This is a genomic window from Cyanobium sp. WKJ7-Wakatipu, from assembly GCF_024345355.1.
Taxonomy (GTDB): domain Bacteria; phylum Cyanobacteriota; class Cyanobacteriia; order PCC-6307; family Cyanobiaceae; genus Cyanobium_A; species Cyanobium_A usitatum.
In genome coordinates, this window is the sequence record NZ_JAGQAY010000004.1 from 45,864 (window position 1) to 68,259 (window position 22,396).

Sequence of the window (22,396 nt, forward strand, 5' to 3'; positions counted from 1 at the left end):
GGGGTCAGCGATTCCATGAGTGGCGAGCGCGTTGGTTTTCGCTTCAAACACGCGGATGCTGTGGTGAAGCGCAACCCCCAGGGTCGCTCGCGCCGGGGCTGGGTGATGGAACCGGTGGAGCAGACCACCAGCCGCGGCACCAAGATGCCCGCCTACCGAATTCGTTGGCGGGATAGTGAACGTCCCGAGATCGTGCTGCAGCACATGCTGATCGCCGATCCCGACCCCACTCCGCCACCCGATGGTGTCAGCCTGGTGCCCCCGGCGCCCAAGGCTTGAACGCCAAAAGGCTTGAAGGTCAACAGGCTGGACCACAAGCCAGCTCTATTAACTCCAGCCCCGTAGCCGATAGATCGCCAGCCCCAAGTGCTCCTTCAGGGCCAAGGTGCTCAGGTAGAGCGCTTCGGCGTCGGGCAACAAACTCTTGAGCGTGTTGCCCAAGGTGGGTTTGCCGTAGTGGGCACGATCCGGCAGTTGGTAGTCGCAGGCGACCGGCACCACCGTCAGGCCGCTGCGCCGTTGGAAGGTGGCCAGTGAGCGGGGCATGTGAAAGGCACTGGTGACAAGCAGAACCCGGGTCCAGCCCCGCCGCCGGCCCAGGGCGCCGATGTCGCGAGCCTCCTCGGCGGTGGTGCGGGAGCCGGGGTTGATCAGGATCCGATCGGCTGGCAGCCCCAGCTCCTCGGCCAGATCCCTGGCCCAGAGCGCTTCAGGTGGGGCGGGATCATGGCCAGTGAAGCTCACCCGTCCGCCGCTGGTCACCAGCAGGGGAGCCAGGCCCCGGCGCACCAGTTGCACGCCGCGCAGGAGCCGGTCGCCCCCTTCCGCCACTTCGACACCCTGCCGGGGTGGCAGGGCCGGCCGCAAGCCGCCGCCCAGCACCACCACCGCGTCGGCCCGGGGCAGCTGCCGCGGGGTGAGCGCCGCCGCCCGATCCTCCAGGCCCCAGATCAGCTGGCGGCTGCTGAGCGGCATGGCACACAGCCAGATCAGTCCCACCCCCGTGCCACTTAGCCAGAGGCTGGCCTGACGCCGCCGGCGACTGCATTGCTCCCTGCCTTTGGACGCCGCGGCCAGGCCCAGGAGTTGCAGCAGCAGCCCTAGACCCAGCGGGTAGAGCAGCAACGGCAGCAGTTTGGACAACAGAAAACCCATGGCGGCAGGTGGTTGGGCTGGGCGTCAGCGGCTGTGATTGTGGGCTCTCCAGGATTCTGTACAGCCTGTACGGAATACAGCAGGGCTCGGGCTTGGAACGCGTCGACCGGCGTAGCTCTGCCTTTGTTCTCAGCCCTGGCGCCGTCGCAACGCCTCCAGGGCTTGTTCGGCCTCGAAGCTGGCCCAGTCCTGCTCCAGGCTGGAGGCCTTTGGCGGGCGGGGACGGCTCTCCAGTTCGCGCAGATCGCGCTCCACGGCCACGAAGCTCACCCCCAGTTCCCCGAGGCGTTGCCAGCGCAGCCGGCCCTGTTCCATCAGGCCCAGTTGGTGGGCTTCAGCTCGCTCGGCCAGGGCTGAGGCGCCGGCGGCGCGGGCCTTGGCAAGCCGTTCCTGCCAGCAGCGGATTTCAGCGGCCAATTGCAGCAGGGCCTGGCGCTCCTGTTCCGCCTGCCTTTGCAACTGGCGCCGCTGCCCCACCAGCCGGGCCTGGCGATCTCGCGCTTCCTGCTCGCCAAGCAGGGCTTCCTGGCTGGGGTTGGCGGCGAGAAAGGCCGCAAGTTGCTGATCCAGCTGCGCCTCCAGCTCGTCGAGCCAGCTCACGGGGCGGGCTGCCCGGCGGGCGTGGTGATCAACGGCGCCTCGATCTCTTGCTGGAGCGGTGTGATCGCCGCTTCGCGGGAGCGCAGCAGCAGCTGGGTGAGTCGGGCGATTGCCCCCTCGCCCAGGTCCTGGTTGCTGATGCGATCAAAGGCGCCCCGATACAGCTCCTCCAGTTCGGCGATCAGACCCTCGCGCACCTGGCGCATGGCGGCCCGCTGCTCCTCACGACCCATGGTTCTCCTGCCGGATGTCAGGAGTCTGCCGTCACCAGCAGGTGCAGCGAAAGGTCGTCGGCCGGATCGCTCCAACGGCCAGCGCCCCGCCAGCCGGCGCGGGCGGCGAGGGCGAGGAAGGCCACCGGGTCGTACTTGACGCTGTACTCGGTGATCAGCGGCTCGCCCACCGCAAAGCTCCAGGCCTCTCCCGCGAGCTGCACGGTTTGCGCTTCGCGGCTCACCAGGGCCATGGCGATGCGGCTGTGCTCGGGTTGCCAGCGGGCGGAGTAGGCGAAGGCGTCGGGGTCGAAGCTGCCTGCCAGGTCGCGGTTAAGCCGTACCAGCAGGTTGCGGGCAAAGGCCGCCGACACGCCGGCGGCATCGTTGTAGGCGGCCTCCAACCGTGCCACGGCTTTGGGCTGGTCGATGCCGATCAGCAGCCTGGCGCCGGGGCCCAGCAGTTGGCCTAGCTGCTGCAGCAGCGCCTGCGCTTCCTCGGGGCTGAAGTTGCCGATTGAGCTGCCGGGATAGAAACCCAACCGCCGCTGGCCGCTGAGTAAGGGGTGCTCGGGCAGCTGCCGCAGGACGCTGTAGTCGCAGCAGATGCCGAGCACGGGCACTGCCGGGTGGCGCGCCTGCAGGGCCACGCAGCTCTGCTGAAGATGATCGGCGCTGATATCAAGGGCTACATAGGCCGGTGGCTGCAGCGCCTCGAGCAGGGGCCCCACCTTGCGGGCATTGCCGGCGCCAAACTCCACCAGCACCCCTTCCCCCAGGGCCGCCGCCAGCTCAGGCGCCCGCGCTTCCAGCAGGGCCGTTTCGGTGCGGGTGAGCCCGTATTCCGGCTGCTCGCAGATCGCCTCAAACAGCCGTGAGCCTTCGGCGTCGTACAGCAGCCAGGCCGGCAGCTGGCGTGGTTGCCGGGCCATGCCCTCGCGCACCAGCCGCCGCATGTCGGCCGGTTCGGGGTGGAGGTCGATCAGTTGCATGTCAGCCGCCATCCCGGGCTAGGCGTAGGCCAGCGGCTAGCCAGCGGCTCGCCGGTGGGTAGAAGTTGCGGTATGTGAGCCGTTCGTGGTCAGGCGGGGTGAGGAAGCAGCTGCCGCGCAGCACCATCTGGGAACTCATAAACTTGCCGTTGTATTCCCCCACCGCCCCGGCCGCCGGGGCGAAGCCCGGATAGGGCCTGTAGGGGCTGGCGCTCCACTGCCAGAGCACCCCGAAGGCCTGGTCAAGTTGGGGTGCCAGCAGCTCCCATTCGGCTTCGCCCGGCAGCCGGGCACCCGCCCAGCGGGCGTAGGCATCGGCTTCAAACCAGCTCAGGTGCCGCACCGGCAACTCGGGGCGCCGCGGCTGACGCCCCGCCAGTGAAAACTCGTCGCCGTCGCGCCAGTAGCGCGGCCCCCGCCAGCCCCGGGCCTGCACCACCGCCCAGCCCTCGCTCATCCACAGCTCCGGCCTCTTGTAGCCGCCATCGGCAATGAAGGCTGCAAATTCGCCGTTGCTCACCAAACGGGAGCTAAGCGCAAAGGGTTCGAGCCACTGGCGGTGCCTGGGCGCCTCGTTGTCGAAATGAAAGCTGCCACCTGGATGGCCGATCTCCACCAGCCCCCCCTCGTGCTGCAGCCAGGTGGGCTCTTGGGTAACGCTCGCCTGATAGGCAGCCTCCGGCTCTGGGCCATATTCCGGCTCGAGCGGGTTGCGGCTGAAGCCATCCAGCAGGTCCATCAGCAGCAGCTCCTGGTGCTGCTGCTCGTGCTGCAGCCCCAGTTCCACCAGTTCCAGCCGGGGATCGCCCGGCTCCAGCTGCTCCAGCAGGCTGAGCAGGGCCCGATCCAGCCGCTGCCGCCAGGCCAGCACCTCGGCCAGGGCCGGCCGGCTGAGCAGGCCCCGCTGGGGCCGGGGGTGGCGGGCTCCTACTGAGTCGTAATAGCTGTTGAAAAGAAAGCCCCAGGCCTCTGGCGACACGGGGCTGCGCAGCACAAACTGCTCAAAAAACCAGGTGGTGTGGCCCAGGTGCCACTTGGGCGGGCTGGCATCGGCCATGCCCTGCAGGCAGACGTCTTCGGGCTGCAGGGGAGCCACAAGCTCGAGGCTGCGTTGGCGCACCTGCGCGTAGCGCACCTTCAGCTCCTGCCCCATGCCGCTGCCGCCAATCTGGGGCTAATTCAGGCCCGACCTTAGGGACCTTGCCTACGATCCCGCCACGCATCGCACGCGGATATGGCCGGCATCACTTCAGGGTTCGTGGGCGCCGTTGGCAACACGCCCCTGATCCGGCTCAATGCTCTGAGCGAGCAAACGGGCTGCGAGATCCTCGGCAAGGCCGAGTTCATGAATCCTGGGGGGTCGGTGAAGGATCGCGCCGCCCTGGGCATCCTGCTGGAGGCGGAGGAGCAGGGGCTGCTGCAGCCTGGAGGCACGGTGGTGGAAGGCACCGCTGGCAACACCGGCATTGGCCTCACCCACCTCTGCAACGCCCGCGGCTACCGGGCCCTGATCGTGATCCCCGACACCCAGTCGGCTGAGAAGATCGGTCTGCTGCGCAGCCTCGGCGCCGAGGTGCGCACGGTGCCGGCGGTGCCTTACCGCGACCCCAACAACTACGTGCGGCTTTCGGGCCGTATCGCTGCCGAAACGCCCGGGGCCGTGTGGGCCAACCAGTTCGACAACCTGGCTAACCGCCGCGCCCACTTCAACTCCACCGGCCCGGAGATTTGGCAGCAAACCGATGGGGCGGTGGATGCCTGGGTGGCGGCCACTGGCACCGGCGGCACCTATGCCGGGGTTGCCCTGTATTTGAAGCAGCAGAACCCAGCCGTGCGCTGCGTGCTGGCCGACCCCCACGGCAGTGCCCTACACAGCTGGGCCAGCCGGGGTGAGCTGGTCAGTGAGGGAAGTTCGATCACCGAGGGGATTGGCAACAGCCGCGTTACCGCCAACCTGGAGGGTGCTCCCATCGATGATGCCGTGCGCATCGACGACCAGACCGCGCTCGAGACGATCTATCAGCTGCTGTGGCAGGAGGGCCTGTTTATGGGCGGCTCGGTGGGCATCAATGTGGCCGCGGCGGTGGAAACGGCCCGGCGGCTTGGTCCTGGTCACACGATCGTGACCGTGTTGTGCGATAGCGGCGATCGCTACCGATCTCGGCTCTATGAAGCCGATTGGCTGGCGGTCAAGGGGTTTCACCAACCCCTGCGGCCCTCGCTGGAGGTGGGTTGATGGCGGTGCAGGTGGGTCAGTTGATCGGCGAGCGCTACCGGCTCGAGCAACGCCTCAGCTCCGCCCCGCCGGCAGAGGCTCCCCAGGGGGAACTCTGGCGCGCTAGCGATCAGCTAGCCGCCGATGCGCCGATGGCGTTGCGGCTGCTGGGCCCAGCCATCGACCCGGCCCGGGCGCGCCAGCTCTGGGGCCAGCTGCAGGGGCTGCTCCATCCCCAGGTGCCCCGGCTCGGGGCGGCCATCCAGGCCCAGGAGGGTTTGTGGCTGGTGCGCGAATGGCAGGCCGGCCGTACCTACCAACTGCTGCTGCAGGCCCGTGCCGAGCGCCAGTTGGTCTTTGGTGCCGGCGAGGTGCTGCTGCTCCTGCGCCAGCTGCTGCCGGTGCTGGCCGTATTGCATAGCCAGGAGCTGGTGCACGGCGACCTCAGCCCCGCCAACCTGTTGCGCCGCGACAGCGACGGGCTGCCGGTGTTGCTCGATTTCGGCCTGGTGGCAGGCACGGCCGTCGCCACCCCGGGCTACGCCCCACCCGAGCGGGTTCGGGTCGCAGAGCCGGAGCCCTGGATGGATTTGCATGCCCTCGGAGTGGTGGCTCTGGTGCTGCTCAGCGGCGAGGAGCCCGCCCGGCTCCTGGATCCGGTCACCATGGACTGGCGCTGGCCGGCGGCCCTCACGGCTGAACCGGCCTTGCTGGCCCAAATCAAGCGGCTGCTGGAGCGCCAGCCCAGCGAGCGCTTCGCTTCCGCCTCCCAGGCCCTGGCCGCCTTTCAGGCCATACCCATGCCAGAGAGCACCGGTCCGGTGCCCCGCGCCGACCGCACCGTCGCCCTGGTGCCCCCACCACCTCCTGCACCTGCACCTGCCGCACCTGAAGCTCCTGCTGAACCCGCACTTGAGCTGTCTCAGCCGGTTCAGCTGCCCCCACCGCCTGCGGCCGCGTTGCGTAGCCGCTTGGAGGAGCGCGAGGAGGTCGCTGAAGGCGGCGTCTGGCCGGTGGTTATTGCCTTGGTGCTGTCGGCGGTCGTGGGCACTGCCCTGGGCTGGTGGTGGCTGAGCCGCGGTCGCTTGACCATGCCCGTTCCCGATGCGGCCCTGCAGTTGCCCAACAGCCTGCCGCCGGCGGAGGTGGATCAGCGCCAGCAGCTGCTTAACCGGCTGCGGGCTATGCAGGTGGATCGGGGCTGGTTCTTGAAGTTGGTGGATGCCAGCCTGCTGGCCCAGTTTCCAGAGCGGGGCGGCCGCCTGCCCAGCGATTCCCTCGACGACTCCCCTCTGCGCAAGGTCTGGAATGAGCTTGCAGAGGAGTGGCTGGCTCGGGTGGAGCAGCTACCCCTCGAGATTCGGCGCCGCTTGGGTTCCTACACAAACGGTGACTGGGAGAGGCGTCAGCAGGCCCTGGTTGGCCAGGGACTCAGCTCGGCGGTGTTGCGCCAGTTGGTGTCGGGCAGTGCCCAGAGCCTGCTGCCCGGCCGCTCCGGCGCTGACATCCCTGCCGAGCCTTTTCGCCAGCTGTGGTTTGCCGCGGCGGAGCAGGGCCTGGCCAACGTGCAGATCGAGGCGATTCAGGCCCAAGCCCAGGCAACCCAGGTGATTTCAGCCCAGGTCGAAGCTGGTGGAGCTCGGCTGTTCCCGGTGCGGTTGCCGCCGGGCTATCGCCTGGTGCTGGGCGTGAACGGCTCGCCCTTGATGCAGATGAGTGTGTTTAGTGCCGATGGTGAGCTGCTGGAAGCCAAGGGGCCCCTGCGGGTGGTCAGTTTGGGGGTGCAGAAGAACTCCCCAGTGCAGCTGCTGGTGACTAATGAGGGCGTGGCTCCGGCCCTGATCACCCTGTCGTTGCGGGCAGATCCGCCCCCTGTCGAGACGCCGCCGGTGGCCGTCCCCGAACCCTCACCGCAGGCGCCGGCGGCCCAGCCAGAGCCTCCCCAGGCTCCGGCCGTGCCCGTGCCTCCCGCCGATCCCCTGCCGCCCGTGCCACCGCCAGTGAACTGACTCCAGCCTGGGGGGTGAGGTGTTGGGCGTCTCCCGGGTTATGTACAAGTTGTACGGAATCCGGGAGGCATATGGGGGGGGTAACTCGGGCGCTCTGGCCCCCCAATTCAGAGCCGGGCGATTGCGGCCTTGGCGTCCTTGATGTCCTGCTTGCGCCGCTCCTCGTGACGCTTGTCGTGCAGCTTGCGGCCCTTGGCCAAGCCGATTGTCAGCTTGATCCAGGAGCCCTTGAGGTGCAGGTTCAGGGGGATCAGGGTGAGGCCTTTTTGATCTAGGGCAATCCGCAATTTGTCAATTTCGCGGCGGTGGGCCAGTAATTTGCGCACCCGCAGCGGCTCGTGGTTGAAATACGCGCTGGCATGGCTGTGGGGCGAAATGTGCACGTTGTGCAGCTGCAGTTCTCCCTTGCGAATCAGGCAGAAGCCATCGCGCAGGTTTGATTGCCCGGCCCGGATCGACTTCACCTCCGTGCCAAACAGTTCTAGGCCGCACTCCACGGTTTCCAGAATTTCGTATTGATGCCGGGCAAAGCGGTTGTCGGCCAGCAGCTTGTTGGCGGCATCGCGCTGGGCCTTAGCGCTCTTCTTGCCCCCGCCCTTGGCCATCGCTGCTCCGCAACCGTCCCCTTGATCTCCCGACCCTAGGGAGCCCCCGGTACCCTCGCTGCATGGCCATCGTCTCCTCGGGATCCTCGGCGCCCCGCGGCCGCCCCAGCCGCGACGAGCTACCAGCACGCCTTGTTGATCCCGCTCCCGTGCTTGAGGAGCTCCCGGCTGCAGCCAGTGGCCTGCCCCGCGAGGACAGTCTCCGCCCCAAGCGCCTTGCCGATTACATCGGTCAGAGCGAGCTCAAGCAGGTGCTGGCAATTGCGGTGGAGGCCACCCGCGCCCGCCAAGAGGCCCTCGACCACGTGCTGCTCTACGGCCCACCGGGCCTGGGCAAAACCACCATGGCTTTGGTGCTGGCTGAGGAGTTGGGCGTGCGCTGCCGCATCACCAGCGCCCCGGCTCTAGAGCGCCCTCGCGACATCGTTGGCCTGCTGGTCAACCTGCAGCCCCATGAGCTGCTGTTCATCGACGAGATTCATCGGCTCAACCGGGTGGCTGAGGAAATTCTTTATCCAGCGATGGAGGATTACCGCCTCGATCTCACCGTGGGTAAGGGCACCACGGCCCGCACCCGCAGCCTGGATCTGCCCCCTTTCACGCTTGTTGGCGCCACCACCCGGGCGGGATCGCTGAGCTCACCGCTGCGGGATCGCTTCGGCCTGATTCAGCGGCTTGAGTTTTACGGGCTCGATGAGCTTCAGCAAATTGTGGAGCGGGCTGCTGGCCTGCTCCAGATCAAGCTGGAGGGTGGGGCGGCCCTGGAAGTGGCCCGCCGCTGTCGCGGCACCCCCCGCATCGCCAATCGCCTGCTGCGTCGGGTGCGCGATGTGGCTTCGGTGCGGGGCCATGGCCGCATCGGCGCGCCCCTGGTTGCGGAGGCCCTCAGCCTGCATCGCGTTGACGACCGCGGCCTCGATGCCAGTGACCGGCGTTTGCTCACCTTGATGCTCGAGGGCTATGGCGGCGGCCCCGTGGGCCTCGATACCCTGGCTGCCGGTCTCGGCGAAGATTCCGCCACCCTCGAAGCGGTGGTGGAGCCCTACCTGTTGCAGCTGGGTTTTCTGCAGCGCACCCCCCGGGGTCGGCTGGTTACCCCGGCGGGCCGCAATCACCTGGGCTGGCCGGCTAACGCGGCCGCATGACCAGCAGCCAACCATGATTCCTACATTGTTTTCCTTGCTGCTGGGCCTGCAACTGCTGCTGCCCCAGCTGTTTGATCAGGCCCTCAGCGCCAGCCGGCAGGGGCGCTTTGACGAGGCTCTACCGCTCTGGAACCAGGTGCTGGAGGTGGCCCCAGGCGATGCGGCGGCCTGGAGCAATCGCGGCAATGTGCAGCTGGCCCTGGGCGATCCCCGCGCCGCCATTGCTGACCAGACCAAGGCGATGCAGCTCGATGGCGAGAGCCCCGATCCTCACCTCAATCGCGGCACAGCCGAGGAGGCCTTGGGCCAGTGGGCTGCCGCCGAAGCCGACTACCGCTGGATCCTTGAGCGCGCCCCCAGCGACGAGGGTGAACCGCGCGCCTCAGCCCTCTACAACCTCGGCAACGTGCAGGGCTCCCTGGGTGACTGGCAGGAAGCGCGCCGTTGCTTTGAAGCCGCTTCCCTAGCCAGGCCAGGCTTCGCCATGGCCCGCTCCAGCGCCGCCCTGGCGGCCTTCCAGCTGGGTGATCGCGCCGAGGCCGAGCGGCAGCTGCGCAACCTGATCCGCCGCTATCCCCTGTTTGCCGATGCTCGAGCTGGTCTCACGGCGCTGCTCTGGCAGAAGGGGGCTCGCGGTGAGGCTGAAAGCAACTGGGCCGCGGCCTCTGGCCTCGATCCCCGCTACCGGCAGCGAGAATGGTTGCTTGCGACGCGGCGTTGGCCCCCCGAGCCGGTGGAAGCCCTGGCGCAATTCCTCGCTTTGGCCCCTTGAACGATGGCCCTCGAATGACGGCAACACCCTGCAGCTTGAATTGGCAGGCCCTGGGGCTTGAGCAAACCCTGGCCGAGGTGCTGCCGGAGTTGATCCAGTTGCGGCGTCATATCCATCGCCATCCCGAGCTCAGTGGCCATGAGCAGCAGACAGCTGCCCTGGTGGCAGGTGAGCTGCGGCGCTGGGGTTGGCAGGTGCGCGAGGGTGTCGGCCGCACCGGGGTGCTGGCGGAGCTGGGGCCAGAGCAGGGGCTTGATGGCTTGCCCGCCCCCCTGGTGGCCCTGCGGGTGGATATGGATGCCCTGCCTGTGGAGGAGCGCACCGGCCTCGACTACGCCTCCACCCAGCAGGGCTTGATGCATGCCTGCGGCCACGACCTGCACACCGCCGTGGGGCTGGGGGTGGCCTACCTGCTGGCGGAGCTTGCCGAGCGCCACCCCGAGCTGCTCACGGCCCGGGTGCGGCTGTTGTTTCAGCCCGCTGAGGAAACGGCCCAGGGGGCGGCCTGGATGAAGGCCGATGGCGCTATGGACGGCGTGGCAGCCCTGTTTGGTGTGCACGTGTTTCCCAGCCTGGCGGCGGGCACGATCGGCGTGCGCAGCGGCAGCCTTACGGCGGCGGCCGGTGAGCTGGAGGTGGAGGTGCTGGGCGAGGGCGGCCACGGCGCCCGGCCCCACCAGAGCACCGACGCCATTTGGATTGCGGCGCGGGTGGTGAGTGGTTTGCAGGAGGCGATCAGCCGCCGCCTTGATGCCCTGCATCCGGTGGTGGTGAGTTTCGGGCGCATCGAGGGCGGTAAGGCTTTCAACGTGATCGCCGACCATGTGCGCCTGCTCGGCACGGTGCGCTGTCTCGACACCGACGTGCACGCCCAGCTGCCAGGCTGGATCGAAGACACGGTGCAGGCCCTCTGCCGCGGTCACGGCGGCGAGGCCCGAGTGCGCTATCGGGTGATTTCACCGCCTGTGCACAACGACCCTGCCCTCACCGAGCTGGTGGCGGAAGCTGGGGTGGAGTTGCTCGGTCGCCAGCAGGTGCAGTGGCTCGAGCAGCCGTCATTAGGAGCAGAGGATTTCGCCGAACTGCTCGATGGCACCCGCGGCACCATGTTTCGGTTGGGGGTGGCGGGGCCTCAGGGCTGCACGCCTCTGCATAGCAACAGCTTCGCTCCCGACGAAGCGTCCCTGCCGGTGGGCATTGGCGTGCTCACCTTGAGCCTGCTGCGCTGGATGGAGCGGTGCCCATGAAGCAAAGGCCGTGGCTGCGGGGCTTGCTGGCCTTCTCCTCGCCCCTGTTGATCCTGCTGGCGCTGCTGGTGCTGCTGCAGCGTCGCGGCGTCGATCGGATTCCAGCCTTGCCGGCCCTACTGATCGGCACGGGCTTGCTTGTTACCAGTGCGGTGGGCCGGCGACGGCGACGGCGCGAGCTGCTGGCGGCCCTGCGTCACGATGGGGATGTATGACCAATCCCTCCCCCGATCTTGCGGCCCTGCGTGAGGCCATCCTTTGCGGAGACCCCAGTCGGGCCATGCCCGCCCTGGTGGGTTTGCGGGAGGTGCCGGTGGAGCAGGCCGTGCCCTTACTCCTGCTCGGGCTGGAGCAGAGCATGTTCATGGTGCGCTCGCTGAGCTGCGCCGGCCTTGGGGTGAAGCAAAACGAGGCCGGCTGGCAGGCGCTGGTGGCCGCAATGCAGGGCGATGAGGACGCCAATGTGCGAGCGGAAGCGGCTAACTCCCTGGTGAGCCATTCCCTTGAGCGGGCCTGGCCCCTGCTGCGTGATGGGTTTGCAGCCGATCAGCAGTGGCTGGTGCGCTGCAGCATCCTTTCGGCTCTTGCTGAGCAGCCGGCCATTGATCCGGCCTGGTTGCTGGAGCTGGCGTCGATGGCGATCACAGACGCTGATGGCACGGTGCGGGTGGGCGGCGCCGAGATCCTGGCCCGCTTGGTGCGGGAACAGGGCGCTGCCGAGGCCCGGGTCCTGTTGCAGCAGCTTCAGGCCGACCCCGACCACCGGGTGGTGGCCGCGGCGCTCAATGGTCTGCAGAGCTAGGTTGGATGGGTCACTAGGGGTGCCCCGCTGCCGGCCTTAATCAGTTGTGCAGCTTCGGGCTGAGATCACACCCTCCGAACCTGATCCGGGTAATGCCGGCGCAGGGAAGTGGAATTGGATTGTGAAACCACTCTCAGGCTGCGCCCCGCCCTATCTGCAGCCTCAAATGCGTAGCGCCTGGATCGAGAAGCGTCGCGGTACCGCGAACTATTCCCAGATGTATTACGCCCGCCAGGGCGTAGTGACTGAAGAGATGGCCTATGTGGCCAAGCGCGAAAACCTGCCCGAGTCGTTGGTGATGGAGGAGGTGGCTCGGGGACGCATGATCATCCCGGCCAACATCAACCACCCCAACTTGGAGCCGATGGCGATCGGGATCGCCAGCCGCTGCAAGGTGAACGCCAATATCGGCGCCTCCCCCAATGCTTCCGATCTAGATGAGGAGGTGGCCAAGCTGCGCCTAGCGGTGAAATACGGCGCCGACACGGTGATGGATCTTTCCACCGGCGGCGTCAATCTCGATGAGGTGCGCACGGCGATCATCAATGCCTCGCCGGTGCCGATCGGCACGGTGCCCGTATACCAGGCGCTCGAGAGCGTGCACGGCTCCATCGAGAAGCTCGACGCCGACGACTTCCTGCACATCATCGAGAAGCACTGCCAGCAGGGCGTTGACTACCAAACGATTCATGCCGGCCTGCTGATTGAGCATCTGCCGCTAGTGAAGGGTCGCCTCACCGGCATTGTGAGCCGCGGTGGCGGGATCTTGGCCCAGTGGATGCTTTACCACCACAAACAGAACCCCCTATTTACCCATTTCGATGACATCATCGAGATCTTTAAGCGCTACGACTGCAGCTTCTCCTTGGGCGACTCCCTACGTCCGGGTTGCCAGCACGACGCCTCCGACGCCGCCCAGCTGGCGGAGCTGAAAACCCTTGGCCAGCTCACCCGCCGCGCCTGGGAGCACGACATCCAGGTGATGGTGGAGGGTCCGGGCCATGTGCCGATGGATCAGATCGAATTCAACGTCAAAAAGCAGATGGAGGAGTGCAGTGAGGCGCCCTTCTATGTGCTCGGCCCTTTGGTCACCGATATCGCCCCCGGCTACGACCACATCACCAGCGCTATTGGCGCAGCGATGGCTGGCTGGTATGGCACGGCCATGCTCTGCTACGTGACCCCCAAGGAGCACCTGGGTCTACCCAATGCCGAAGATGTGCGTGAAGGCCTGATCGCCTACAAGATCGCTGCTCACGCTGCTGATATCGCTCGCCATCGCCCCGGCGCCCGCGACCGCGACGATGAGCTCAGCCGCGCCCGCTACGCCTTCGATTGGAACAAGCAGTTTGATCTCTCCCTGGATCCTGAGCGGGCCCGCGAGTATCACGACGAAACCCTGCCTGCTGATATCTATAAACAGGCTGAGTTTTGTTCGATGTGCGGCCCCAAGCACTGCCCGATGCAAACCAAGATCACCGATGAGGATCTAGCTGGGCTGGAGCAGGTGCTGGCGGAGCAGAAAGCAGGAGTTGAGGCTGGGGCTGCGGTAGTGGTGTGAAATCACCCTGCTTGGGGTTCACGGTTCCGTGAGTTGACATAAAAAAAGCCCCGCCGTTAGGCGGGGCTTTTCAGTCTCTGTTGAATCAGCCCAGCGACTTGGCTGTTGCCACCACGTTGTCGACGGTGAAGCCAAACTTCTCTAGGCAGACCGGACCAGGTGCCGAAGCACCGAAGCGGTCGATCGAGATGCAGGCGCCATCGAAGCCGGTGTATTTGTGCCAGCCGAAGGAGCTGGAGGCTTCCACCACAACGCGCTTGCGTACGGCGGCGGGTAGCACGCTTTCGCGGTAGGCGGCATCCTGCTCTTCGAACAGCTCGATGCAGGGCATCGAAACCACTCGCACGTTCTTACCTTCGGCGCGCAGCTGGGCTGCGGCTTTCGTGCAGAGCTCCAGCTCGGTGCCTGTGCCGATCAGGATCAGCTCGGGGCTGCCGTTGCTGTCTTCCAGGATGTAGCCACCTTTTGCCACATGGGCTGCAGCCGAACCAGGCTGGTTGGCCATGGCTTGGCGGCTGAGGGCCAGCACGGTGGGGCGCTTGCGGTTGGTGACAGCCACTTGATAAGCACCCATGGTCTCGTTGCCATCGCCGGGGCGCATCACCAGCAGGTTGGGGATGGCGCGCAGGTTGGCGAGGGTTTCCACCGGCTGGTGGGTGGGGCCGTCTTCGCCCAGGCCGATCGAGTCGTGGGTGAGCACGTAGATCACGCCCAGCTCGCTCAAGGCCGAAAGGCGCATGGCGCCGATCATGTAGCCCGCGAACACCAGGAAGGTGCCGCCGTAGGGGATCAGGCCGCTGCCGTGATACGCGATGCCATTCATGATCGCCGCCATGGCGTGCTCGCGCACGCCGAAGTGCAGGTAGCGGTTGGCTTCGGCACCCTTCTGGAAGCTCGCCTCGCCTTTGATATCGGTGAGGTTGGAGTGGGTGAGGTCGGCCGAGCCGCCAATTAGCTCGGGCAGGTTGGGGCCGAAGGCGTTAAGGGCGTTGTAGGAGTGCATGCGGGTGGCCAAACCCTTGTCTTCTGGGCTGAAGCTCGGCAGGGAAGCGTCCCAACCCTGGGGCAGCTCGCCGCGAAGCTGGCGCTCGAATTCAGCCGCTTCAGCGGGGTACTGGCTGCGGTAGGTGGCCAGGCTGGCGTTCCAGGTGGCTTCAAGTGCTTCACCGCGGCTGATCGCTTGGCGCCAGTGGTCGTAGGCATCCTGGGGAACCTCAAATTCGCCGTAGCTCCAGTCGAGGGCTTTGCGGGTGAGCTCAGCTTCGTCGGCGCCTAGGGCTGCGCCGTGAACTCCAGCGGTATTGGCCTTGTTTGGCGAGCCGTAGCCGATCGTGGTGGTTACCTTGATCAAGCTGGGCTTGTCGGTGACGGCCTTGGCTGCCTCGATGGCTTGGGCAATGGCGGCCACATCGGTGTTGCCATCCTTGACGTGGATGGTGTGCCAGCCATAGGCCTCGTAGCGCTTCAGCACGTCCTCGGTGAAGGAGACCGAGGTGTTGCCGTCGATGGTGATGTGGTTGTCGTCGTAGAGGGCAATCAGCTTGCCCAAGCCCAGGTGGCCGGCCAGGGAGGCGGCTTCACCGCTCACGCCTTCCTGGTTGCAGCCGTCGCCCATGATCACGTAGGTGTAGTGATCAACCAGGTCGCAACCGGGCTTGTTGAACTTGGCAGCCAGGTGCGCTTCGGCGATAGCCAGTCCCACGGCGTTGGAGATGCCCTGGCCCAGGGGGCCTGTGGTGACCTCAACTCCTGGGGTTTCGAAGGTTTCAGGGTGACCAGGGGTGCGGCTGCCCCACTGGCGGAACTGCTTGATGTCTTCGATGGTCACCGAGTCGTAGCCGGTGAGGTGCAGCAGCGCGTAAAGCAACATGCAGCCGTGGCCAGCCGAGAGTACGAAGCGGTCCCGGTTGAACCACTTGGGGTTCTTGGGGTTGTGCTTAAGCACCTTGTCCCACAGGGCGAAGGCCATTGGGGCGCAGCCCATGGGCAGGCCGGGGTGGCCCGAATTGCTCTTATTGATCGCGTCAATCGCTAAGAAGCGGATGCTGTTGACGCAGAGCGATTCAACGGATGTGGAGGGAGCGGCGACCATGGCTAAGGCAGGTGGGGGAGTGGGAGGAGGAGGCTCACGCCATGCGGCGGAACGCCAGGCAGACGTTATGACCGCCAAACCCGAAGGAATTGGAGAGCACCACGTTGAGGGTGTGTTCCCTGGCCTGGTTGGGAACCACATCCAGATCGCAGGCCGGATCCGGATTTTGATAATTGATGGTAGGTGGCACCAGGTTGTGCTCAATAGCCAGCACCGCTGCGACCGCCTCAATGCCGCCGCTGCCTCCAAGGAGGTGGCCGGTCATCGATTTCGTGGAGCTCACGGGTATCTGGTATGCCCAATCCCCGAGGGCGCTCTTGATGGCGGAGGTTTCGTTGCTGTCGTTGGCCTGGGTGCTTGTGCCGTGGGCATTGACGTAGTCGACGGCTTCTGGCTCAAGCCGGGCATCCTTGAGGGCAAGACGCATGGCTTCAGCACCGCCGACCCCCCCCGGGGTAGGTGAGGTGATGTGGTGGGCGTCGCAGGTCATGCCGTAGCCCACCACCTCGGCCAGGATCTGGGCACCGCGAGCCTGGGCGTGCTCCAAGCTCTCGAGCACAATCACCCCGGCGCCTTCGCCGATCACGAAGCCGTTGCGCTCGGCGTCGAAGGGGCGACTGGCCGTGGTGGGATCGTCGTTGCGGAAGGACAGGGCCTTGGCGCTGGCAAATCCTGCCACCCCTAAAGGGGTAATGGCCGATTCAGCGCCACCAGCGACCATCACGTCAGCCAGGCCCAGCTGGATCAGCCGGTAGGCATCACCGATGGCATTGGAGCCGGCGGCGCAGGCGGTGGCTACCGCGCTGCTTGGTCCCTTGGCGCCAAGGGCAATGGCCGTCAGGCCAGTCGCCATATTGGGGATCATCATCGGCACGCAGAACGGACTCACCCGATCGGGGCCCCGATCTTTGAGCACGTGCGCCTGGGTTTCCATCATCAGCAGGCCGCCAACGCCGGAGCCAATGGCTGTGCCCACCCGGTGTTGGTTGGACTCATCAATGGTGAGGCCCGCATGGGCGACGGCTTGCTTGGCGGCGATTACCCCAAACTGGCAAAAGCGATCCCAGCGCTTTGATTCCTTCGGCTCTAGCCAGCCGGAGGGATCAAAATCTTTTACTTCAGCTGCGAAGCGACAGGCATGCCGACTGGCATCAAACAAGGTGATCCCAGCCACGCCATTGCGCGCCGTGCTCAGACCCTCCCAGTAGCTGGAGACGTCGTTACCGATCGGTGTGATCGCGCCGAGACCGGTGACGACGACGCGCTGGAGACCCTGCACCATGGGGTGGCTCAGGCCTGCTTGTCCTGAATGAACTTGACGGCATCGCCAACGGTGGTGATGCCTTCGGCAGCTTCGTCAGGGATTTCGATGTTAAAGGCTTCTTCCAGAGCCATTACCAACTCGACGGTGTCGAGGGAATCGGCACCCAGATCATTCTGAAAGTTTGATTCGGGCTTCACTTCCCCAGCGTCAACGCTGAGCTGCTCGGCAACGATCGAGCGCACTTTCTCGTAGATCGCTTCCTGGGACATGGCCGCTGTGAGAGTCGATGCACTCTACGGGTCACCCCGCTGGGCTCCCCCCGGCGTATGAATAAGGGTGACGGGCTGAGGGCTCCTTTGCTGCGGGTCCGGAGGCTGTGGGTACGTTGGGCTCCACGCCGTTTGTTCCCGGCTCAGGCCCATGTCCCACGCCGTCAAGATTTACGACACCTGCATCGGTTGCACCCAATGTGTGCGCGCCTGCCCACTCGACGTACTCGAGATGGTGCCCTGGGATGGCTGCAAAGCCGGCCAGATTGCATCCTCTCCCCGCACTGAAGATTGCGTCGGTTGTAAGCGCTGTGAAACCGCTTGCCCCACCGACTTCCTCAGCATTCGCGTCTACTTGGGCGACGAAACCAGCCGCTCGATGGGCTTGTCCTACTGAAGACATTGGCGCTATCGCCAATAAGCTCAAGCCCGGCCCTTCGCCGGGCTTTTTTGTTGCGCTCCTCGCTGGCCCAGGCCTATGTGCGGCATCGTTGCCCTGATTGGATCGCGGGAGGCGGCTCCCCAACTGCTGGAGGGGCTGCGCCAGCTGGAATATCGCGGCTACGACTCCGCCGGTATTGCCACGGTTGACGGGGACGGGCTCCATTGCCTCAAGGCGGAGGGCAAACTTGTCAATCTCACGACCAGCTTTGAAGCCCAGGGAGCCCCGGGCCAGTGCGGCATCGGCCATACCCGCTGGGCCACCCACGGCAAGCCGGAGGAGCGCAACGCCCACCCCCACCTAGATGGCTCTGGCCGTTTGGCGGTGGTGCAAAACGGCATCATCGAGAACTACCGCGGCTTGAGGGAGGAGCTGCAGTCGCAAGGGGTGCTGTTCCGCTCCGAGACCGATACGGAGGTAATTCCCCACCTGCTGGCTCGGGAGCTTGAGCGGCGCCGGGCGGCAGGTGAGCAGGCTTCAGCGGCGCTGCTACTGGCTGCTTTGCAGTCGGTGTTGCCGTTGCTGCAGGGGGCCTATGCCTTGGCGGTGGTGTGGGCAGAAGTCCCTGGCGCCCTAGTGGTGGCCCGTAAGGCTGCGCCCCTGCTGATTGGGCTGGGGGAGGGGGAGTTTCTTTGCGCCAGCGACACCCCGGCCCTGGCGGGCTTCACCCGCACGATTTTGCCGATGGAAGACGGCGAGGTGGCCCTGCTCACCCCGCTGGGCATCGAGCTTTATGACGCTGCGGGCCAGCGGGTTCAGCGCAGCCCCAGCCTGCTTAGCGGCACCGAGCACGTGGCGGATAAGCGCAGCTTCCGCCATTTCATGCTCAAGGAGATCCACGAGCAGCCTGAAACGGCCGCCCTTTGGGTGGCTCGGCACCTGCCAGAGGTTGTGGAAGGGGAAGCGACTCCATTGGTGGCACTACCTCTGGCGGCTGAGGTGTTTGAGGGTGTGGAGCGGATCCAGATCCTGGCCTGCGGCACCAGCCGCCACGCCGCCCAGGTGGGCGCCTATCTGCTGGAACAGCTGGCTGGTATCTCCACAAGCGTTTTTTATGCCAGTGAATTTCGTTATGCGCCGCCGCCGCTGAGCCCCCACACGCTCACGATCGGCGTGACCCAGTCGGGGGAAACCGCCGACACCCTGGCGGCCCTGGCGATGGAGCAGGAGCGTCGCCGGCTGGTGGCCGATCCGGCCTACCGGCCGCGGCTGCTGGGCATCACCAACCGGGCAGAAAGCTCCCTGGCCCGGATGGTGGACCACATCCTTGACATTGGCGCCGGCATTGAGGTGGGCGTTGCGGCCACCAAGACCTTCCTTGGCCAGCTGCTGGCTTTCTACGGGTTATCCCTGGCATTTGCGGAGCGGCGAGTGGGCCAGCGGCAGGGTGGCGTTAGCCCGGGCCGCAGCCGCGAGGAGCTCAAGGCGCTGGTGGCCCAGTTGCGCCAGTTGCCCCAGCAGCTGGAGGCCCTGGTGGCAGACCACGACCAGCGCTGCGCTTCCCTGGCCCACCGCTTTGAGGGCACTCAGGATGTGATCTTCCTGGGCCGTGGCATCAACTACCCGATTGCCTTGGAGGGGGCGCTCAAGCTCAAGGAGATCAGCTACATCCACGCCGAGGGCTATCCGGCCGGCGAGATGAAGCATGGGCCGATCGCCCTGCTTGATGCCAAGGTGCCAGTGGTGTCAATCGCCATGCCAGGTGCGGTGTTCGACAAGGTGCTCAGCAATGCCCAGGAGGCCAAGGCCCGCGATGCCCAGCTGATCGGTGTGGCACCCGAATGCCCAGACGCTGAGTTGTTTGATGTCTTGCTGCCGGTGCCGGCGGTAGACGAGCTTCTCAGCCCGCTGTTAACGGTGATTCCCATGCAGCTGCTCAGCTATCACATCGCCGCCCACCGGGGCCTGGATGTGGACCAACCCCGCAACTTGGCCAAGAGCGTCACTGTGGAGTGAGGGTCGGAGTGAGGGTTGGAGCGGGGCTGGGGTCGCTGCGTCCGTAGCGATCTTCAAAGCGGACGATGTCGTCTTCGCCTAGGTAGGGGCCGCTCTGCACCTCGATCAGCTCCACCGGAATCTTGCCCGGGTTGGAGAGGCGGTGGCGGCAACCCAGGGGGATGTAGGTGCTCTGGTTTTCGCCTACCAGCTCCCTGCCACCATCTTTTTCCACTACCGCCGTTCCCTGCACCACGATCCAGTGCTCGGCGCGGTGGTGGTGCATCTGCAGCGACAGGCTGGCACCGGGGTTGACCACGATCCGCTTCACCTGCCAGCGCTCACCCTCGGTGACGCCGTCGTAGGAGCCCCAGGGGCGGTAGATCTTGCGGTGGGCCTTGCTCTCTGGTGCCCCTTCCCTCTCCAGCCGCCCCACTATTGCTTTGACCTCCTGGGCCCGGTCGCGGTGGGCTACCAGCACGACGTCATCGGTTTCCACCACCACCAGATCCTCTACACCGAGCCCCACCACCAGCCGATGCTCGCTGCGTAGATAGCAATTGCTGCTTCCCTCGCTGATCACCCGGCCCCGAAGCACGTTGCCGTCGCTGTCTTGATCGGCGGTTTCCCACAGGGCGCTCCAGCTGCCCACATCACTCCAGCCTGCCTCCAGGGGCAACACGGCGCCGCGGTCGGTGCGCTCCATCACCGCCACATCCAGCGCCACGCTGGGGCAGCTGGCAAAGGCCTCCCGCTCCAGCCGCAGAAAGTCGAGATCGGCGCTGTCGTGCTCTAGCGAGGAGCGGCAGGCGCTCACAACCTCAGGTGCCAGCCGCTCCAATTCCGCCAGGATCGCGCTGGCCTTGAACAGGAACATGCCGCTGTTCCAGGTGAAGCGCCCCGTCGCAAGAAATTGCTCCGCGGTGGCCCGATCCGGCTTCTCCACAAACCGGGCGATTGGTACCGGTTCGTTGGCCCCGAGCAGCGACTGGGCGGCTTCGATGTAGCCGTAGCCGGTTTCTGGCGCCGTGGGCACGATTCCAAACGTCACCAGCTGGCCGGCTTCAGCTGCTGCCATCCCCGTAGTCACCGTGGCGCGGAAGGTGGCGGCATCACGGATCACGTGGTCTGCCGCAAGCACCAGCAGCAGGGGATCTTCCCCATGGGCGGTGGCCTGCAGCGCTGCTACCGCCACCGCCGGAGCGGTATTGCGGCCGACCGGCTCCAGCAGGATCGCTTGGGGCTCCACGCCGATCTGGCGCAATTGCTCGGCCACGATGAAGCGGTGGTCTTCATTGCAGATCAGCAGAGGAGCCCCTAAACCCGGCAAACCCGCCAGGCGCTGCTGGGTCTGCTGCAGCAGGGTGTCTTCTCCCGTGCTTGCCAGGGGCCAATACTGCTTGGGGTAACTAGCTCTCGACAGCGGCCACAGCCGCGTGCCCGTGCCGCCGCACAGGATCACCGGCACAAGTGCACTGCTTGGGGAGCTAGGGCTTTTTGCCATGGACCGTACTGGGTTGAACCCATTCAAGGTCACCTTTGGCTAACCAGCAAACGGCTGCCTTCTAAGAGTCGCCTAAAGCTCCAGCAGCCCGGGGGGCGGGGTGATGCCGATCCAGCCTTCCTCGAGATGGACTTCTGGCACGATCGCAGTCACGAAGGGGATGAGCAGTCGCCGCGGGCCATCGGGGGTTTCCTGCTCTACCTCCAGCAGGTCGTTGCCAGCGTGGATCAGGTCGCGAACCTTGCCAATGGGCCGTTGATCCTCCAGCAGCCGCACTTCGGTGCCCACCAGGTCGAGCAGGTGAAATTCACCTTTGGCCAGCTTGGGGCGGTCGGCTAGGGGCACCAGCAACTGGTCACCCACCAGGGCTTCGGCCGCTTCCCGGCTGTCGATGGAGGCGAGTCGCACCACAAACAGTTCCTTGCCTGGCAGTTGCCTGCCGCTCAGCAGCTCCACTTGTCGCGGCGCCTCTTCCCGCCGCTGCAACCAGCGCCGGCCTGCCCGGGTGAACCGCTCCGGGAAATCGCTCATGGGCAGCACCCTCAGCTCGCCCTGGAGCCCTTGGGCTGAAACCACTTTGCCGACCACAAGTAGATCATCGGGGGCAGGAGTGGCGATCTGGCTGCTGCTGGTTTGATCGGCCATGGCCAGCTACTTCCCGCGTCACCCGATAATGGCCCTACGCCTCGCTCAAATCATGGCCGACCTGCCGATCCTGCCGGGCTCCACCGTGGTGGTGCGTGACGGCCGCTCGATTTACAACGGCTACCGGGGCTTCGTGCAACGGATCAGCGGTCAGCAGGCCGCCGTGCTGTTTGAGGGCGGCAACTGGGACAAGCTCGTCACCATGCCGCTCAAGCTCCTGGAGCAGGCTTGATCACCGCGAGGGCGGCCCGGGCTGCCTCCTGTTCGGCGCTGCGCCTTGAAGGCCCCCAGCCGGTATGGCTTGCCTGGCCCGCAATCGCCACGCTGCAATAAAAGCGGCGCGGGTCAGCGTGGACTTGGCTGCGCTCCTGGCAGTCGTAGTGCGGCAGGCCCAGCCCGGCCGCCTGGGTCCACTCCTGCAGGGCCGACTTCCAGTTGTGGCGGTCTGGATCGGCCAGCAATTCGCTGCTGCTGCGCTGCCAGTGGGGAGAGAGCCAGCGGTGCACCGGCTCCAGTCCGCCCTGGCCGGCGCCCCAGGCTTCATAGAGGCCGCCTAGCAGGGCTTCACAGCATTCCGCCCGCACCGTGGCCCGTCCGGCCTGATCACCACTGGCCATTGGGCCTAGGTGCAGCACGGATTCGATCTTGCAGTGCTCGCCCAGTTCGGCCAGCCAGCGGTCGCTTACCAATTGGGCTCGCAGGGCAGAGCAGCGCCCCACGCTCAGGTTTGGATAGTGCCGTTGCAGAAACTCCGCTGCGGCTAGGCGCAGCACGGCGTCGCCAAGGAATTCCAAGCGCTCGTGGTTGCGGGCCAGGCCCGCTGAGGTGTGGCTGAGGGCCTCCTCTATGGGGGCAAGGTCACGGTCGCCAACCTCCAGGCCCAGGGAACGCAGGAAGGCAACCAGCTGCTGGTGGCGTTCGGGCCGCATG

At 66.0% G+C, this 22,396-nt stretch carries 24 protein-coding genes and 1 riboswitch; of the genes, 12 read left to right on the forward strand and 12 right to left on the reverse strand.

Features of this window, described 5'->3' with window-relative positions; translation table 11 throughout:
- Positions 1-15: 15 nt before the first annotated feature.
- Positions 16-279 (forward strand): hypothetical protein, encoded by a 264-nt coding sequence (locus KBY83_RS03530; RefSeq protein WP_094559041.1) that lies wholly within the window; start codon positions 16-18, stop codon positions 277-279.
- 48 nt (positions 280-327) lie between these two features.
- Here KBY83_RS03530 and KBY83_RS03535 read toward each other — a convergent pair whose 3' ends face one another.
- From KBY83_RS03535 to egtB, 5 genes are all read right to left on the reverse strand, one after another.
- On the reverse strand, positions 328-1,155 hold the full coding sequence (locus KBY83_RS03535; RefSeq protein ID WP_255018349.1) for a YdcF family protein: 828 nt from the start codon (positions 1,153-1,155) through the stop codon (positions 328-330).
- Between the two features lie 129 nt (positions 1,156-1,284).
- Positions 1,285-1,755, reverse strand: coding sequence for a hercynine metabolism protein (locus KBY83_RS03540; protein ID WP_255018350.1), 471 nt, complete (start codon positions 1,753-1,755; stop codon positions 1,285-1,287).
- Entirely contained in the window at positions 1,752-1,988 is a 237-nt protein-coding gene (locus KBY83_RS03545; RefSeq protein WP_255018351.1) for a hercynine metabolism small protein, read from the reverse strand. Before KBY83_RS03545 ends, KBY83_RS03540 begins: the two co-directional genes overlap by 4 nt.
- Before the next feature lie 17 nt (positions 1,989-2,005).
- Positions 2,006-2,971, reverse strand: a complete 966-nt coding sequence (egtD, locus tag KBY83_RS03550; protein ID WP_255018352.1) for an L-histidine N(alpha)-methyltransferase — start codon at positions 2,969-2,971, stop codon at positions 2,006-2,008.
- Entirely contained in the window at positions 2,961-4,112 is a 1,152-nt protein-coding gene (egtB, locus tag KBY83_RS03555; protein ID WP_106632922.1) for an ergothioneine biosynthesis protein EgtB, read from the reverse strand. The genes egtD and egtB overlap by 11 nt, the downstream gene beginning before the upstream one ends.
- A gap of 81 nt (positions 4,113-4,193) precedes the next feature.
- Between egtB and KBY83_RS03560 the strand changes: the two genes are divergently transcribed.
- Together KBY83_RS03560 and KBY83_RS03565 are read left to right on the forward strand one after the other, a co-directional pair.
- Complete coding sequence (locus KBY83_RS03560) at positions 4,194-5,195, forward strand: cysteine synthase A (protein WP_255018353.1); 1,002 nt, start codon at positions 4,194-4,196, stop codon at positions 5,193-5,195.
- Positions 5,195-7,183 (forward strand): protein kinase domain-containing protein, encoded by a 1,989-nt coding sequence (locus KBY83_RS03565; protein WP_255018354.1) that lies wholly within the window; start codon positions 5,195-5,197, stop codon positions 7,181-7,183. Before KBY83_RS03560 ends, KBY83_RS03565 begins: the two co-directional genes overlap by 1 nt.
- A 107-nt stretch (positions 7,184-7,290) precedes the next feature.
- Here KBY83_RS03565 and smpB read toward each other — a convergent pair whose 3' ends face one another.
- Positions 7,291-7,788 (reverse strand): SsrA-binding protein SmpB, encoded by a 498-nt coding sequence (smpB, locus tag KBY83_RS03570; RefSeq protein ID WP_106632925.1) that lies wholly within the window; start codon positions 7,786-7,788, stop codon positions 7,291-7,293.
- 62 nt (positions 7,789-7,850) lie between these two features.
- Between smpB and ruvB the strand changes: the two genes are divergently transcribed.
- From ruvB to thiC, 6 genes are all read left to right on the forward strand, one after another.
- Positions 7,851-8,933: a Holliday junction branch migration DNA helicase RuvB gene (gene ruvB, locus KBY83_RS03575; RefSeq protein WP_255018355.1), complete on the forward strand. Its 1,083-nt coding sequence runs from the start codon at positions 7,851-7,853 to the stop codon at positions 8,931-8,933.
- Between the two features lie 13 nt (positions 8,934-8,946).
- Positions 8,947-9,705 (forward strand): tetratricopeptide repeat protein, encoded by a 759-nt coding sequence (locus tag KBY83_RS03580; RefSeq protein ID WP_255018356.1) that lies wholly within the window; start codon positions 8,947-8,949, stop codon positions 9,703-9,705.
- A 14-nt stretch (positions 9,706-9,719) separates the two neighbouring features.
- The gene (locus KBY83_RS03585; protein WP_255018357.1) at positions 9,720-10,952 is read left to right on the forward strand and encodes an amidohydrolase; all 1,233 of its coding nucleotides are present in this window, start codon (positions 9,720-9,722) and stop codon (positions 10,950-10,952) included.
- The gene (locus KBY83_RS03590; RefSeq protein WP_255018358.1) at positions 10,949-11,167 is read left to right on the forward strand and encodes a DUF3188 domain-containing protein; all 219 of its coding nucleotides are present in this window, start codon (positions 10,949-10,951) and stop codon (positions 11,165-11,167) included. Before KBY83_RS03585 ends, KBY83_RS03590 begins: the two co-directional genes overlap by 4 nt.
- Positions 11,164-11,754 (forward strand): HEAT repeat domain-containing protein, encoded by a 591-nt coding sequence (locus KBY83_RS03595; RefSeq protein WP_255018359.1) that lies wholly within the window; start codon positions 11,164-11,166, stop codon positions 11,752-11,754. The genes KBY83_RS03590 and KBY83_RS03595 overlap by 4 nt, the downstream gene beginning before the upstream one ends.
- Positions 11,755-11,759: 5 nt before the next feature.
- Positions 11,760-11,878, forward strand: a riboswitch (TPP riboswitch).
- Between the two features lie 42 nt (positions 11,879-11,920).
- Positions 11,921-13,315: a phosphomethylpyrimidine synthase ThiC gene (gene thiC, locus KBY83_RS03600; RefSeq protein ID WP_106632930.1), complete on the forward strand. Its 1,395-nt coding sequence runs from the start codon at positions 11,921-11,923 to the stop codon at positions 13,313-13,315.
- Between the two features lie 85 nt (positions 13,316-13,400).
- Here the strand turns inward: thiC and tkt are convergent, their stop codons facing one another.
- The 3 genes from tkt to acpP are packed head-to-tail and all read right to left on the reverse strand — an operon-like array spanning position 13,401 to position 16,940.
- Positions 13,401-15,407 (reverse strand): transketolase, encoded by a 2,007-nt coding sequence (gene tkt / locus KBY83_RS03605; protein WP_255018360.1) that lies wholly within the window; start codon positions 15,405-15,407, stop codon positions 13,401-13,403.
- Positions 15,408-15,441: 34 nt separating this feature from the next.
- Complete coding sequence (gene fabF / locus KBY83_RS03610; RefSeq protein WP_106632932.1) at positions 15,442-16,689, reverse strand: beta-ketoacyl-ACP synthase II; 1,248 nt, start codon at positions 16,687-16,689, stop codon at positions 15,442-15,444.
- A gap of 8 nt (positions 16,690-16,697) precedes the next feature.
- Complete coding sequence (gene acpP, locus KBY83_RS03615) at positions 16,698-16,940, reverse strand: acyl carrier protein (RefSeq protein ID WP_255018361.1); 243 nt, start codon at positions 16,938-16,940, stop codon at positions 16,698-16,700.
- A gap of 151 nt (positions 16,941-17,091) precedes the next feature.
- Here acpP and psaC point away from each other — a divergent pair, with 151 nt between their 5' ends.
- Together psaC and glmS are read left to right on the forward strand one after the other, a co-directional pair.
- Positions 17,092-17,337, forward strand: a complete 246-nt coding sequence (gene psaC, locus KBY83_RS03620; protein WP_006042515.1) for a photosystem I iron-sulfur center protein PsaC — start codon at positions 17,092-17,094, stop codon at positions 17,335-17,337.
- 81 nt (positions 17,338-17,418) lie between these two features.
- Positions 17,419-19,338, forward strand: a complete 1,920-nt coding sequence (glmS, locus tag KBY83_RS03625; protein WP_255018362.1) for a glutamine--fructose-6-phosphate transaminase (isomerizing) — start codon at positions 17,419-17,421, stop codon at positions 19,336-19,338.
- Here the strand turns inward: glmS and KBY83_RS03630 are convergent.
- Entirely contained in the window at positions 19,325-20,821 is a 1,497-nt protein-coding gene (locus KBY83_RS03630; protein ID WP_255018363.1) for a mannose-1-phosphate guanylyltransferase/mannose-6-phosphate isomerase, read from the reverse strand. The two genes, glmS and KBY83_RS03630, sit on opposite strands and share 14 nt — an antisense overlap.
- A 72-nt stretch (positions 20,822-20,893) precedes the next feature.
- On the reverse strand, positions 20,894-21,466 hold the full coding sequence (gene rimM, locus KBY83_RS03635) for a ribosome maturation factor RimM (RefSeq protein ID WP_255018364.1): 573 nt from the start codon (positions 21,464-21,466) through the stop codon (positions 20,894-20,896).
- Positions 21,467-21,518: 52 nt separating this feature from the next.
- On the opposite strand from rimM, the gene KBY83_RS03640 reads away from it, so the two are divergent.
- The gene (locus KBY83_RS03640; protein ID WP_106632954.1) at positions 21,519-21,698 is read left to right on the forward strand and encodes an NAD(P)H dehydrogenase subunit NdhS; all 180 of its coding nucleotides are present in this window, start codon (positions 21,519-21,521) and stop codon (positions 21,696-21,698) included.
- Here the strand turns inward: KBY83_RS03640 and KBY83_RS03645 are convergent.
- A complete protein-coding gene (locus KBY83_RS03645) occupies positions 21,676-22,395 on the reverse strand; it encodes a ribonuclease III family protein (RefSeq protein ID WP_255018365.1) in 720 nt (239 codons plus the stop codon). The two genes, KBY83_RS03640 and KBY83_RS03645, sit on opposite strands and share 23 nt — an antisense overlap.
- Between the last annotated feature and the right edge of the window lies 1 nt (position 22,396).

Bases quoted from the DNA above. Each gene is read 5' to 3' on its own strand.
- KBY83_RS03530 (WP_094559041.1), top strand. From the start codon at position 16: ATGAGTGGCGAGCGCGTTGGTTTTCGCTTCAAACACGCGGATGCTGTG.
- KBY83_RS03535 (WP_255018349.1), bottom strand. From the start codon at position 1,155: ATGGGTTTTCTGTTGTCCAAACTGCTGCCGTTGCTGCTCTACCCGCTG.
- KBY83_RS03545 (WP_255018351.1), bottom strand. From the start codon at position 1,988: ATGGGTCGTGAGGAGCAGCGGGCCGCCATGCGCCAGGTGCGCGAGGGT.
- egtD (WP_255018352.1), bottom strand. From the start codon at position 2,971: ATGGCGGCTGACATGCAACTGATCGACCTCCACCCCGAACCGGCCGAC.
- egtB (WP_106632922.1), bottom strand. From the start codon at position 4,112: ATGGGGCAGGAGCTGAAGGTGCGCTACGCGCAGGTGCGCCAACGCAGC.
- KBY83_RS03560 (WP_255018353.1), top strand. From the start codon at position 4,194: ATGGCCGGCATCACTTCAGGGTTCGTGGGCGCCGTTGGCAACACGCCC.
- KBY83_RS03565 (WP_255018354.1), top strand. From the start codon at position 5,195: ATGGCGGTGCAGGTGGGTCAGTTGATCGGCGAGCGCTACCGGCTCGAG.
- smpB (WP_106632925.1), bottom strand. From the start codon at position 7,788: ATGGCCAAGGGCGGGGGCAAGAAGAGCGCTAAGGCCCAGCGCGATGCC.
- ruvB (WP_255018355.1), top strand. From the start codon at position 7,851: ATGGCCATCGTCTCCTCGGGATCCTCGGCGCCCCGCGGCCGCCCCAGC.
- KBY83_RS03580 (WP_255018356.1), top strand. From the start codon at position 8,947: ATGATTCCTACATTGTTTTCCTTGCTGCTGGGCCTGCAACTGCTGCTG.
- KBY83_RS03585 (WP_255018357.1), top strand. From the start codon at position 9,720: ATGACGGCAACACCCTGCAGCTTGAATTGGCAGGCCCTGGGGCTTGAG.
- KBY83_RS03590 (WP_255018358.1), top strand. From the start codon at position 10,949: ATGAAGCAAAGGCCGTGGCTGCGGGGCTTGCTGGCCTTCTCCTCGCCC.
- KBY83_RS03595 (WP_255018359.1), top strand. From the start codon at position 11,164: ATGACCAATCCCTCCCCCGATCTTGCGGCCCTGCGTGAGGCCATCCTT.
- thiC (WP_106632930.1), top strand. From the start codon at position 11,921: ATGCGTAGCGCCTGGATCGAGAAGCGTCGCGGTACCGCGAACTATTCC.
- tkt (WP_255018360.1), bottom strand. From the start codon at position 15,407: ATGGTCGCCGCTCCCTCCACATCCGTTGAATCGCTCTGCGTCAACAGC.
- fabF (WP_106632932.1), bottom strand. From the start codon at position 16,689: ATGGTGCAGGGTCTCCAGCGCGTCGTCGTCACCGGTCTCGGCGCGATC.
- acpP (WP_255018361.1), bottom strand. From the start codon at position 16,940: ATGTCCCAGGAAGCGATCTACGAGAAAGTGCGCTCGATCGTTGCCGAG.
- psaC (WP_006042515.1), top strand. From the start codon at position 17,092: ATGTCCCACGCCGTCAAGATTTACGACACCTGCATCGGTTGCACCCAA.
- glmS (WP_255018362.1), top strand. From the start codon at position 17,419: ATGTGCGGCATCGTTGCCCTGATTGGATCGCGGGAGGCGGCTCCCCAA.
- KBY83_RS03630 (WP_255018363.1), bottom strand. From the start codon at position 20,821: ATGGCAAAAAGCCCTAGCTCCCCAAGCAGTGCACTTGTGCCGGTGATC.
- rimM (WP_255018364.1), bottom strand. From the start codon at position 21,466: ATGGCCGATCAAACCAGCAGCAGCCAGATCGCCACTCCTGCCCCCGAT.
- KBY83_RS03640 (WP_106632954.1), top strand. From the start codon at position 21,519: ATGGCCGACCTGCCGATCCTGCCGGGCTCCACCGTGGTGGTGCGTGAC.
- KBY83_RS03645 (WP_255018365.1), bottom strand. From the start codon at position 22,395: ATGCGGCCCGAACGCCACCAGCAGCTGGTTGCCTTCCTGCGTTCCCTG.